The organism is Paraburkholderia sp. BR10141 (genome assembly GCF_056155635.1).
Genome location: NZ_JBMIQH010000001.1, coordinates 1 through 11,454, shown reverse-complemented (window position 1 = coordinate 11,454; position 11,454 = coordinate 1). Strand labels below are relative to the sequence as shown.

Sequence of the window (11,454 nt, the reverse complement as noted above, 5' to 3'; positions counted from 1 at the left end):
CTGGCCCGCGCGCATCTGACGCGAACCTGTCTGGCGTTTTGCCTGCGGATACAGATTGCGCGACCCGTGCGATGAACGGCGCGATCGGGTGCGTTCACGGTCGTGTGCTACGGCTCCAATCTGGGTGTCATGTGCGCGCAACGATGCTGGCAGGTCGTGCTCAGACGGGTGCAACGTCAACGGAAACGCGGGTGATGCTATAGCGGCGCACGGACACCCCCTGAGCCTTGGCCGGATCAAAAAGGGCGAGATTCATGCCGCTGCTGACTGAGCTGCGAAAGACCACGCCGTCAAAGCCGCTCTTCTTGATGAACTCGCACAGATACTGGCTCGGGATGTAATCGATGGCCGCGCTTCGCGGCAGGACCGGCCGTGTCAGCTCCTCACCCAGCCGCTCCGGAAAGGGAATGTCGGCACGCAGTTGCCCGATGGCGCTGGCTTCATCCAGCACGAAGGGTGAGACGAAACGGCGGAGATCGCGCTGGTCGACGGCGGTGAGGGGGGTACCCGGAATTCGGCCACACAGGCCACTTCGCCCGTATGGGATGCACCTCGGCCGCCGCGGTTTCCTGGAGGGATCCCAGGTAGAGATACGGAATGTCCACAGGATTGGCGCGCCCATGCGTCGCGTAGCGTTGCGGTGGTGCGCCCATGTCCTCGATCGCGAACGCCGCGTCGCCGTTGCTGATCTGCGCCCGATACCAGACCTCCTGAAGCGGATCGGTCAGCAGGTGGGCAAGGAGTTCCCGCAGCCGATGCGTATCCAGCGTTCCATCGAGAAAATAGCGGTTCTTGTGAAGCAGTTCGTCCCTGAGCGTTTCCCAGCGCGCGAGTCCCTCGCTCCGGTAGGCCGGTGACGGCGAGAATGTTCGCCGGACAATCTCGTGATTGTCGAGGATCTCACCCAGCAGTGCCCCGGCATGGGTGGCATCCATCCGGGGATGCGAGAAAAGCCGCCAGTCCTCCTTCATCCAGTCGGTCAGCGGCCTGCCGGCGACATCCGGCTCGTACACGTTCACGAGCATTTCGAACTCGCCGGCAAGCTGTCCGGGTTCAACGAGATCGACGTCTTCTGTTCCGCAGAAGTCGCATCGTCCCTTCACGGGATTGCGTGAAGGGGATAATGTGCGTGCGCAGACCGCGGTCCCCGAAGCACTCGGGGTAGCACCGTGCAGTCATGGTTGGGTTCAGGAGAGGTAGTGGGCGAGCGTCTCGACGTGATGTTTCATCGATAGTTTCTTCACATAGCCGAGACCGGGGAAATGCCCTTTCGCGTGGAGATCCCGGAATTCGCCAATAGCGCTGCTTTCGAACAGGTGGGGGTTTCCTGAATCGAGCCGGGCGACTAGCTTTTCCAGCGCCTGACCGAATTTGCCTGCCGGGTCGGTCGGGGTATTGTTCGTCGTCGAGAGGAAATGATAGACGTACATCGTATCGTCCTTCCCGCCATCGATGTAGGTCAGGTGAATGGCCACGGCATAAGCCGGTCCACCGCCTTCGCTGTAGTCGTCTCCCACCGTCAGAAAGTCCCCGAAGCCGTTCACGCCTTCTTCCTCATAGGCCGCGTGCAGATCGGAAAAGATTTCGACGGGCGGATAATCGGCATTCTTGCGTCGCTTGAATCCATCGCGCAGCAGTATCCGCAGACTATGCTCGAAATGCTTCCGGTAGAGCTTGCGGCAATGCTCCTCGATGAAAACATGCGTCGTGGTGGCGAGATCCTTGCCGAGCTTCTCGGCCAGGGCCTGGGGCTCGCCGAAGCCGGCGTGGACAAACACAGGTTGGTGCACCTGGTGTTCATCATGGAGCGCCAGTGCGTCGTCGACGCTCGTGTCGGCCGTGAGCAGGATTCCGGCGGCAATGCCGGCTTCTTCCTCACACTGCTCGCTGAGCAACTCACTGATGTCCGCACCATTGCCGGCGTGATCCCCGAAATTGGGGTTCACGATGATGATCGCCTTGCCCTCTGCGGAGCAGACTGCCTTGATGGCTTTTTCAAGGCCGCTCAATGATCCCTTTACCGGCTCGATGATGGGTACAAAACCCGATAGGGCAAGGAGTGGCGCGGTCTCGCGGATGGCCAGCAGTTCGAACTGCTTCCCTCGGAAATAGGGGTAGTACATATTTTTGTTATGCCCAGGTCATTGCCTCATCGAGCGGGGTATGGACCGCTTCAACCAGGCGTTCATGATCCGCGCGACGTACCTGAATGGACAGCGCTGCTGGCTGGAGCGACATCGGCAACTGCTCTACCAGCGAACCCAGTGACGCCAGATTGCGCGTTTTCTTTAATGTGCAAACCATCTGCTCATGTACGTCAGCCGGTGCGAGCGTGGCGAACAGTTCACGCATGCTGGCCCACAGCAGCGTGTTCGGCACATCGGGGATCGGCACCTGAAGGTTTTTCAGGATTGCCCGCGCCTCGGCCACCCTCAGCGACTCGAAGACAGTTACCGGGCACACGAGATCGGCGCGCGCAACGGCTTCACGTACGGTAGATATCCTATCCCAGCGCGCGAGACTGAGCACGCCGACTTCCTCCGGCGTGCTGTCCATCACACCCTGCACGTGAGCTTCGCCGGCGATCACATAGACCTTCGCAAAGACCCTGCGATAGTTTTCGATCTGATTGGCGAGCCGCGCGAGTGAATCACGGTCCGACTTGATTTCGTAGACGGTCCCCGTCCCGTTGAGGATGGCGAGATCCGCCTTGCAGGAACCCGCGCGGAATTCCGTGAGCATGCTGGCCGTACTCAGGGAGTGCGTGCCAAGCAGGATATTGTGCGTGAGCGCGGCTCGGTACACATATTCATCGCGGATACCCGCGCGGCGCAGCACCGAGAAGGCCATATCGAACGCAGCGCTGACGGTCCGGACATCCGCGCCTTTCTTTTCGGGCAGACCGGACTGGGCAAACAGCTGGGCAAACAGGGCGGAGCGGCCCTTGCGCGCCATCTCACGAAACACGCTGGAGGAAAACAGGCGCGAGAGCGCCGACAGCTGTGTTGCGTTCAATAACATGATTCTCCCAGGCCGGTATCGTATCCCTTGCGGGATTTATTCTTGACTCCATCGTCCCGTGGGGATTCTAAGCCATTACTCGCGTAAGACTGTGATTTTACGCCGATAGTTAACGGCGCTGCCGCGAGCGGCAATCAGAGGCATGCGGGGGCTGCGACCGGACCGCGGGGCGCGCGCCACGCCATTTACTGCGCTCTTGCATCGCCATCGGAACGTCCTGCGGTGGCCATGATCCTGGCGACGGGAATGCATGCAGCGGGTGGATAACGGCTTGATCACGGCGTCTGGCGCCTGTGCCGTGCCGACGTGTGGCCGCGCGCGCTAAGCTTATTCAACCTTCGGAAAACTCCCCTCCACAAACTCCCTGAGCTGCGTGCCGTCGGTCCTCGCATAGGCCGCCGTCGTCTGCACCGAGGCGTGCCCGAGCAGCGCCTGGGCGACCGGCAGCGGCACGCGATGATCGACCACCAGGGTGCGCGCATAGCCGTGCCGCAGCCAGTGCGTCGACGCGGCTTCCAGCGCCGCGCGCATGGCGCTTTCTTCTAACGGCAGTCGTGCCGCCCCCAGTGCAAACACCGCCCGCACCTCGTCGTAGAGGCCGCTCGGCCCCAGCGCGCGGCCACGTTCGCTGTGGATGAGCGGTAACTGTTCTCCCGGTGGCGGATCGTCGGGCAGTCCGCGCAGCCGCCGGTAGGCGCGCAGCGCGGGCAGGCAGGCCGAGGGCAGGGGAACCGCACGCACCTTGTTGCCCTTGCCGCTGACGTGCAGGGTCCACTGCCTGGCCTCGTCCACCTCGAAGCGCGGCAGCATGCGTTCCTCATGCCACACCAGTTCGGCGAGCCGGATACCGGCAAAGCGGTACAGCGTCCAGATGGCGCGGCGCCGGGCCCAGCTTGTTGAAGGCACGTCGTCTGGCGCATCGCCGGCCGCGACCGCATCGCAGTGCGCGAGCGCGGCGGCGGACAGGAACCGCACCGGCGTCCACGTCATGCGCGCGCGACGTCCGGCGGCGAGTCCCTCGGCCGGATTGATGCTGAGATACCCTGTGCGGTGCCACCAGGCATAGAGGCTCGAGATCACGGCGAGCGCGCGGGAGACCGACGCCGGCGCCGGGCGTCGCGCGTTCCCATCGGCACCGGCACGGGCGGCCTGCAGGACGTCGCGGTACGCCATCAGGTCCTGGCGTGTGAGATCGGAAAACGGGCCCAGACGTTCGCGCGTGCACCAGGCGGCGAGCCGCCGCAGTTCCGTCACGTAGGCACGCAGCGTGTGCGGCGAGTGCGAGGCCCGCTCGCGCAGGAACAGCCGCACCGCCTGCGCGTCATCGGCCACACCGAGGGTGTTGGTCAGTGCCGCCGCATTCGCGAAGCGCCCGGCGCGCGCAAGCCATGCGGGCTCGACTCCGGTGGCCAAGAGCGCACCGTCTTCGGCCACTTCGTGCCGAACCGCGAGTGAAGTGTCGGGCGCATCGTCATTGGGCGCCAGGCGGAACCGCCGGCCGTGATGGCGCAGCACCCGTTCCAGCACCGTGTCTGCAGAGGGCGCCGCTGCTTCAGGCTGGACGCGCAGGCGCCCGCGTTCCCAGTACTCGATCACGGCGTCATGGTCAAGCAGCAGCGCAAACACGGCAGGGTGCTCATGCTTCGCGTCGGCGAGCGACGGGCAGCCCCGCTTGAGTGCCGTGAGCGTCCAGCGCACATAGACCGGGTGCCCGAGGGCGTGTGCGATGTATTCAATTGCCGCGTCGGTCGCCTCCGGCAGCCGCTGCGGCGGCCGGCAGCCGGTGTCGAGCCAGCGGGACGCATGAGACGAATGGGACGGGTGGGACGGCCCGGGCGGACTGGACGGCTTCATCGCGCTTTCCTCGAAGTGCCGGTGGCCGCCTTGATTGCTCCGGCCGAGCGGGCCGCGCTGCGGGCCGGCCGGCGCGCACCGGCAGGGGGCTTTCGCGCCGTCGCGGCCCCAACCAGTGCCAGGGTCTGGCGCTGCTGTTCCACCACGGTGGCCAGCGCCGTCGCTTCCGCGGCGGCCTGCTGCCGCGCGTTGCGTTCGTCCGCGAGTTCCGTCAGGATCCGTTCGCGCAGCGACTCGAGGGCCGCGAGCCGCTCGCCCGCGCGCGCCAGTTCCGCCTCGAGCCGCTGCCGTTCCGTCTGGAACATTTCGCGCTGGTGCGCGGTTTCCCGCAGCAGCTGCTTCGACAGCCCCTCGTAGCGCGCCCGCTCGGCGGCAAGTTCACTCTCATGCCCACGCACCGCGTCGGCGGTGGCCGTCTCCGTGGCGGTCAGCCGTGTCCGCAGCTGGGTGCAGGTGGATTCCAGCGCCTGGGCGCGCTCCTGCAGCGCCCGGCCTTCGAGCCGCAGGCCAAGCAGCTCGTCGTCACGCGCCGAGAGCTGCCCGCGCAGGTCGGCCAGTTCCGCGCGGAACAGCTCCGTGCGCAGCTCGGCCTCGTGTCGCGCGGCATCCGCCGTTGCCTTGACTGCTTCGGCCTGCTGCCGCAGCTGCATCACGTCGGCGAGCTGCGTGGCCACGGCTGCTTCCCACAGCGCGCGCATCTGGGTGGCGATCTCAACCGGGACGTCCGGTACCGCGAAGCCGGCGAGTCCCGCCTGCACAATTTCCGCCTCGATGGCGTTCAGGTGCCGCGAGAGTGTGGCGGGGTCGCCGGCACCCAGCCGCGCCCGGAGTTTGCGCACCGAGACGATCTTGCGGAACCGGGCGTCGGACGCAGGGGCGGGGTCGCCCGCCTCGGCGAGCAGGGCGAGGACAGTGGCGCGGATGGCGTCGGGGGTGACGGCGGCGGGTCGGGCCATGGGGGCCTCCGGCAGCAGAGGAGGAGCAAGCGGGCAGCAGACGGGCAGCCAGCGCCGGCGCGAGGCGGGGAGGTCGGGAAAGGCCGGCCGCGCGAAGCGCCAGGCGGGATTTCCAGAATAGATAACGCACAGACCTGACGCAAGACAACCCGATTCGGCACAGTTAAAAGCACACGTGCCGCGATAAACCTGATTATCACGGCCATCCCCAGCCTTCACGTGCCTGACTTCAGCGGCACGCCTGCGCTTGCCACCTGGCAGACTTGACGGTGTTCGCAGACATCAGGTTGCCGGGCGCCTGCCGCGACGCTGGCCGCCAACGCGTTGCCTGGTCCACATGCCGGACGTCCGGTGAACGGCGCGGCTGGATGCCGGCCCGGCCAGGTCAGCATCCTGCCGGCGCGATCAACGCGCGCCACGATCGGCGGCCCCGTGGCGGAGCGCCGGATGACGCGTGGCCGGGCGACAAGGCGGGGACGCCTCAAGCAAGGTTGAGCATGGTTCCGCGGCAATGATGGTTGCCGCAGTGACAGGCATACCCATCGAGCGTCGCCTGGTCGGTTCCGGGCGCGACCTCCAGCGCGTAGTCGATGAGCAGCTCTTCGCCGGGCGCGATGTCCCTCGCAGCGTCAATAAAGACGCGCTCACCTTCCTCGATCGCCTCGCAGTTCGCCACGCAGGCATGGTTCAGCCAGCGCGCCCCGTTGCCGCCCCGCGCACCGTCAATCACCCGGCCATCGGAGAGCCCGAACAGGAACGTGTGGCCTGCTTCCCCGCGCCACCTGTGGAACCGCGCAGCTTCCTTCCAGGTTGTCACGAATCCCTTGTATTCGAAGATGCGTTCGCCGGCCACCAGCGGCCGCAATGCGAATACGCCCTTTCCATGGATGATGGATTGCCTGACAGTGACGCGTTTCATGGGTACCGGCGAGAGGGAAAGGACGCGAAGTATAGGCCGCGAAAAATGTCCCTGGTGGGACAGGCGGCGCGCGAATCGGCGCGGACCGCGCGAGGATATCGATGATGACCATCGGTACGCCGCAGTGCCGGCCGATGAAGGCCGGCCGAGGTTCGACGGCAGTCTCTTCGGAGGAGGTGCTGACCACTGCCGCGATGTGCAGCAGTTCACGCACCTTCGCGAGGTTGGCGCGGCGCACCAACCTTGGTCTGTTTGCAACCTGAGGGAACTTCCCTACTCACCCATTCTGGCGGCCGGACGTCAACAGCACCAACGCTTCGCGCAGAAGCAGGACCGTTGCGCCAATCTCAGCCGTCGGATCGGCACTTCTTCCCGCCATGATGAGGTAGGCGTTGTGTACTGCGCTTGAATGCTGCGCAAGCGCAATCATGTGCGGCCCGCTCGGGCCGCGCACCGCAGACAGCCAGTTTTGCACGGTCCTCTCACTGGCTCCGGTCCACCGCGTTAGCGTTTTGATCGCGCGGCGCGAATCTCCAAGTTCTTCCTTCAACGCCGTCGCAATCACACGAGGATATTCGGTGTGAATCTGGCAGGCCCCTTGACGCAAACTGTTGCGTGTCGTCGGCAACATTTTTCGTGCCTCCGTAACTATATTTCCTGAATGAGGTGCGCAATGGTGCCGTCGGAGCCCCTGGTTTTCATGGACAGGGAACTCAGGCCGGGTACCGTTCGCGATTCACGGGAGCTTGATGTGGATCGAATAGCCCAGACGCAGGATTCGCCCCCCGGAGTTCAGAGCAGCCGCGGTCGCGCGGCTGCCTACGTGCGTATGTCGACAGAGCATCAACAGTATTCGACCCAAAACCAGCGTGACAGGATTCTTGAGTACGCCACCCGCCGCGGGTTACAGATCGTTCGTACGTATGCCGACGAAGGGCGAAGTGGATTGAGTATCGATGGTCGTCCAGCCCTGCAAAAGCTCATCTCGGATGTTGAGAACCGTCGAGCGGATTTTCAGGTCATCCTGGTGTACGACGTAAGCCGCTGGGGGCGCTTCCAGGATGCCGATGAAAGTGCGTACTACGAATACATATGCCGGCGGTCCGGTATCGAGGTCGCGTATTGCGCAGAGCAATTCGACAATGATGGCTCGCCGATTTCCACTATCGTCAAAGGGGTCAAACGTGCGATGGCCGGTGAGTATAGCCGGGAACTGTCAGCAAAAGTCTTTGCTGGACAATGTCGATTGATTGAGCTCGGTTTCCGGCAGGGAGGATGTGCCGGCTATGGGTTACGCCGCCAGTTGGTGGACCAGAGCGGCGTACTGCAACGTGAACTGCATCGCGGCGATCGCAAGAGTTTGCAAACCGAACGCGTGATCCTTGTGCCCGGTCCCGAAAGCGAGATACGTATTGTCAGTCTGATCTATAGCTGGTTTATCGACGAATCCTTGAGCGAGCGAGAAATCGCCGCACGCCTCAATGCGATGAATGTCCGAACCAGCTTCGATCGCGAGTGGTCGCGTTCGAGCATAAGGGAAGTGCTGACGAACGAAAAGTACATCGGCAATAACGTGTACAACCGGATTTCGTTTAAACTCAAACGGCTACGCGTCAATAACCCGCCCGGAATATGGGTCAGAAAAGACGGCGCATTTCAGCCGGTTATTTCAAGTGAAGTGTTCTATACCGCGCAGGGCATCATACGGGCTCGGGCCCGCCGTTACACAAATGATGAGTTGATCGATCGGCTTCGTAACCTGTATCGCAATCGCGGTTTTCTGTCCGGCGTCGTGATAGATGAAACGGAGGGGATGCCGTCATCAGCCGTCTATGCCTATCGATTCGGAAGCCTGATACGAGCTTACCAGACGGTTGGATTCACACCCGGCCGTGACTATCAATACATTGAGGCGAACAGATTTCTTCGACAACTTCATCCACAGGTTGTGGCAGATACGGAGCGGGCTATCGCCGACCTTGGCGGTGCAGTGGCCCGGGATCCGGGCACTGACATACTGAACGTGAACGATGAATTCACGGTTTCTATTGCGCTCGCTCGTTGCCAATCTCATGAAAGTGGGCGAAATCACTGGAAGGTGAGATTCGATACCAGCCTGTTGCCTGATATTACGGTCGCTGCGAGGCTCAACTCGGGCAATAGCGCGTTGCTCGACTACTACCTGTTGCCCCGTCTCGATTTTACCCAGCCGCGCATTCACCTCGCCGAGCATAACCCGATCGAATTTGAGAGCTATCGCTTCGACACGCTGGACTACCTCTACGGGATGGCTGAGCGGGCACGCCTCAGGAGAGCGGCATGAATGGCGTGCGGGGAAAGAGCGCGATCCGAATGATCCCGATCGACAGTATTGAAATCATCAACTCAAGGGAGCGCGACAGTCGTGTCTTCGAAGAAATCGTCGACAACATCCGAGCCATCGGCCTCAAAAAACCGATCAAGGTGACCCCTCGCGCAACCCGCGACGGTACAGAGAAATATCTGCTTGTATGCGGCGAAGGTCGTATCAGGGCATATCAGCGACTGGGGGAAACCGTCATTCCTGCGCTGATCGTCGATGTGAATGACGAAGACGCGTTCATCATGAGTTTGGTCGAGAACATTGCCCGCCGCTCGCCCCGTCCACTTGAACGACTGGGAGGGATACGGCGACTGTACGAGCAGGGGTATTCCTCACACGCGATTTCGGAGAAAACCGGGCTGACACAGGATTACATACAGGGAATCCTGCACCTTTTTCGCCATGGCGAGGAGCGACTGCTCGTCGCCGTGGAGATAGGCCGCATCCCGTTGAGTGCAGCCCTCGCGATTGCCGGTGCCGGCGACGACGATACGGCAATCGAATCGGCGCTTCAGGATGCCTATGAATCGGGGCGGTTACGAGGACGGCCGTTGCTGGAAGCTAGACGTGTCATTGAGCGTAGAAGGATTCTTGGTCGAACGGACAAACGTGGAACTTCGAAGAAGAGCGTAGACGTGACCGCATCAAGCCTGGTACGCGCGTACCAGAATGAAGTTGAGCGTCAGAAAGCCATGATCCGGAAAGCGGAATTCACGCAGCAGCGGCTGATATTCATTGTGAGCGCACTACGTCAGTTGCTGTCTGACGAAAACTTCGTGAATCTGCTTCGCGCCGAGGACCTGGCGACATTGCCAAGATACCTGGCGGATCGCGTCTGGTCCAGTGGGGGTGCAATATGACAGGCGTGACGTTGGCTTTCATCCCAGAGCCTCTGTCTGTGTCGCTAGACTGCTTGCTGCCATCACGGAGATATCCCGCGAACATTTGCGGAACTGGAAAATTCAGGAGGATCGAGTCGTCTATCAGAGAGGTAGGACTCATTGAGCCCCTGTCGGTGATGCCGGCTGACAAGGCAGTGGGGCAGTACGTTATTTTGGACGGACATCTCCGTGCTCTCGCCTTGAAGGGTATTGGAAAAAATGAGGCTGAATGCTTGATTGCTACCGACGACGAGACATATACGTACAACAACAGACGAAATGGAGTCTCGACGATCCAGGAACACTACATGATTCAACGTGTGATTGCCCGAGGCTCACCGCCGGAACGGGTCGCAAAGGCACTCGCAATGGACGTCGCCACAGTTCAGCAGAAACTTTCGATTCTCGACGGGCTGTGCAAGGAAGCGACGGAACTCCTGGCAAACCGGCAGTTCTCTCCAGCCTTTGCGCGCGCGCTCAGGCGGATGAAGCCCATGCGACAGGTCGAGTGTGTCGAGTTGATGATAGCGGCAAACAAGTTGACGCATCGATACGCTGAGGCGCTTCTGGTCGCCACGCCCGCAAGCGCACTGGTTGATGGGCTAAAGCCAAAAAGGATGCAAGGAATTAGTGCGCAGCAGGCAGTCAGGATGGAGCGGGAGATGAGCAATCTGCAGACACAATACAAACTGGTCGAGCAGACCTACGGGCAAGACGTCCTGCACCTCGTCCTGGCCAAGGGATATCTGGACAAGGTGCTGAAGAACAAGCCAGCAAGGCAGTACCTGCGTCAAAATCATCCGGACCTCCTGGCAGAGTTCGAGGCGCTAGTTGCAACGATCGCTCTCGATAGGCAGCAGATTGTCGCGGCCGCGTGATTCTGCGTGATGTCTCTTTTCGCGCGAAAGTGAGTCACTCAAATGGCAACGTGCGTACGTCTACCAACGCCGCACGATGGCTGACTTTACTCGTTCAGGGCAAGCCCAAAAGCTGCCTTCGACGATTTCAACGTTCGGTCTATGGGGACTCGTCGAAACGGTGCTCTCGGCCACGCAAAGACATTCACCTGTGTCTCTACTGAGACATCTGGTCGTCTGGTTCGGCCAATGAACGGCCACTGACTAGCCCTGAGGTTCCGCCGCTGCCATAGCCCTGCGCGTGACATGTTCGCCGAATGCAACGTCGGCGAGCGCGACAAGCAAGGGCGCATAGATCACCGTCAATACAAGAAGACTTATCGCAACAGGTGGGTTATGAGGCGGTTTCTGGAGAAAACTTCAACCATCGCTCACTCAACTAAAGTGTGCCTAGATTGCAAGGAAAGCTGGTCGTGCCACGCGAATTTCGTGGGCTTCGACAAATTGCACGCGTGGATCAAACCCGTTCGCGCACCGGCGAGGTTGAAGCGTTCCGAAGCAGCTCCAGCACCCGCTTCACGTCCGGGTCGGCAAGGTCGCCTTC

Annotated in this window: 12 protein-coding genes; 4 read left to right on the top strand and 8 right to left on the bottom strand. The window is 61.8% G+C overall.

Annotation, left to right across the window (positions count from 1 at the left end):
• Positions 1-160: 160 nt before the first annotated feature.
• The 7 genes from ACOJB8_RS00060 to ACOJB8_RS00030 all read right to left on the bottom strand — a co-directional run bounded on the left by ACOJB8_RS00060 (position 161) and on the right by ACOJB8_RS00030 (position 6,750).
• Positions 161-451 (bottom strand): RES family NAD+ phosphorylase, encoded by a 291-nt coding sequence (locus ACOJB8_RS00060; RefSeq protein WP_475010437.1) that lies wholly within the window; start codon positions 449-451, stop codon positions 161-163.
• Positions 441-1,103, bottom strand: a complete 663-nt coding sequence (locus tag ACOJB8_RS00055) for a hypothetical protein (RefSeq protein ID WP_475010436.1) — start codon at positions 1,101-1,103, stop codon at positions 441-443. Before ACOJB8_RS00055 ends, ACOJB8_RS00060 begins: the two co-directional genes overlap by 11 nt.
• Before the next feature lie 84 nt (positions 1,104-1,187).
• The gene (locus tag ACOJB8_RS00050; protein ID WP_475010435.1) at positions 1,188-2,123 is read right to left on the bottom strand and encodes a sce7725 family protein; all 936 of its coding nucleotides are present in this window, start codon (positions 2,121-2,123) and stop codon (positions 1,188-1,190) included.
• A 7-nt stretch (positions 2,124-2,130) separates the two neighbouring features.
• Complete coding sequence (locus ACOJB8_RS00045; RefSeq protein WP_475010434.1) at positions 2,131-3,021, bottom strand: sce7726 family protein; 891 nt, start codon at positions 3,019-3,021, stop codon at positions 2,131-2,133.
• 327 nt (positions 3,022-3,348) lie between these two features.
• Positions 3,349-4,875 carry a tyrosine-type recombinase/integrase gene (locus tag ACOJB8_RS00040; RefSeq protein WP_475010433.1) on the bottom strand — a complete coding sequence of 509 codons (1,527 nt, stop codon included), beginning with the start codon at positions 4,873-4,875 and terminating at the stop codon, positions 3,349-3,351.
• A complete protein-coding gene (locus tag ACOJB8_RS00035) occupies positions 4,872-5,831 on the bottom strand; it encodes a DNA-binding protein (protein WP_475010432.1) in 960 nt (319 codons plus the stop codon). Before ACOJB8_RS00035 ends, ACOJB8_RS00040 begins: the two co-directional genes overlap by 4 nt.
• 481 nt (positions 5,832-6,312) lie before the next feature.
• Positions 6,313-6,750, bottom strand: a complete 438-nt coding sequence (locus ACOJB8_RS00030; RefSeq protein ID WP_475010431.1) for an SET domain-containing protein — start codon at positions 6,748-6,750, stop codon at positions 6,313-6,315.
• Positions 6,751-6,851: 101 nt separating this feature from the next.
• Here ACOJB8_RS00030 and ACOJB8_RS00025 point away from each other — a divergent pair, with 101 nt between their 5' ends.
• A complete protein-coding gene (locus tag ACOJB8_RS00025) occupies positions 6,852-7,013 on the top strand; it encodes a hypothetical protein (protein ID WP_475010430.1) in 162 nt (53 codons plus the stop codon).
• Positions 7,014-7,027: 14 nt separating this feature from the next.
• Here ACOJB8_RS00025 and ACOJB8_RS00020 read toward each other — a convergent pair whose 3' ends face one another.
• Positions 7,028-7,381 (bottom strand): hypothetical protein, encoded by a 354-nt coding sequence (locus ACOJB8_RS00020; protein ID WP_475010429.1) that lies wholly within the window; start codon positions 7,379-7,381, stop codon positions 7,028-7,030.
• Positions 7,382-7,450: 69 nt separating this feature from the next.
• Between ACOJB8_RS00020 and ACOJB8_RS00015 the strand changes: the two genes are divergently transcribed.
• The 3 genes from ACOJB8_RS00015 to ACOJB8_RS00005 are packed head-to-tail and all read left to right on the top strand — an operon-like array spanning position 7,451 to position 10,871.
• A complete protein-coding gene (locus ACOJB8_RS00015) occupies positions 7,451-9,073 on the top strand; it encodes a recombinase family protein (protein WP_475010428.1) in 1,623 nt (540 codons plus the stop codon).
• Complete coding sequence (locus ACOJB8_RS00010; RefSeq protein ID WP_475010427.1) at positions 9,070-9,972, top strand: ParB/RepB/Spo0J family partition protein; 903 nt, start codon at positions 9,070-9,072, stop codon at positions 9,970-9,972. Before ACOJB8_RS00015 ends, ACOJB8_RS00010 begins: the two co-directional genes overlap by 4 nt.
• On the top strand, positions 9,969-10,871 hold the full coding sequence (locus ACOJB8_RS00005) for a plasmid partitioning protein RepB C-terminal domain-containing protein (RefSeq protein WP_475010426.1): 903 nt from the start codon (positions 9,969-9,971) through the stop codon (positions 10,869-10,871). Before ACOJB8_RS00010 ends, ACOJB8_RS00005 begins: the two co-directional genes overlap by 4 nt.
• The last annotated feature ends 583 nt before the right edge of the window (positions 10,872-11,454 follow it).

Excerpts from the sequence above, each read along its gene's own strand:
- ACOJB8_RS00050 (WP_475010435.1), bottom strand. The coding sequence starts at position 2,123 with ATGTACTACCCCTATTTCCGAGGGAAGCAGTTCGAACTGCTGGCCATC.
- ACOJB8_RS00045 (WP_475010434.1), bottom strand. The coding sequence starts at position 3,021 with ATGTTATTGAACGCAACACAGCTGTCGGCGCTCTCGCGCCTGTTTTCC.
- ACOJB8_RS00040 (WP_475010433.1), bottom strand. The coding sequence starts at position 4,875 with ATGAAGCCGTCCAGTCCGCCCGGGCCGTCCCACCCGTCCCATTCGTCT.
- ACOJB8_RS00035 (WP_475010432.1), bottom strand. The coding sequence starts at position 5,831 with ATGGCCCGACCCGCCGCCGTCACCCCCGACGCCATCCGCGCCACTGTC.
- ACOJB8_RS00030 (WP_475010431.1), bottom strand. The coding sequence starts at position 6,750 with ATGAAACGCGTCACTGTCAGGCAATCCATCATCCATGGAAAGGGCGTA.
- ACOJB8_RS00025 (WP_475010430.1), top strand. The coding sequence starts at position 6,852 with ATGATGACCATCGGTACGCCGCAGTGCCGGCCGATGAAGGCCGGCCGA.
- ACOJB8_RS00020 (WP_475010429.1), bottom strand. The coding sequence starts at position 7,381 with ATGTTGCCGACGACACGCAACAGTTTGCGTCAAGGGGCCTGCCAGATT.
- ACOJB8_RS00015 (WP_475010428.1), top strand. The coding sequence starts at position 7,451 with ATGGACAGGGAACTCAGGCCGGGTACCGTTCGCGATTCACGGGAGCTT.
- ACOJB8_RS00010 (WP_475010427.1), top strand. The coding sequence starts at position 9,070 with ATGAATGGCGTGCGGGGAAAGAGCGCGATCCGAATGATCCCGATCGAC.
- ACOJB8_RS00005 (WP_475010426.1), top strand. The coding sequence starts at position 9,969 with ATGACAGGCGTGACGTTGGCTTTCATCCCAGAGCCTCTGTCTGTGTCG.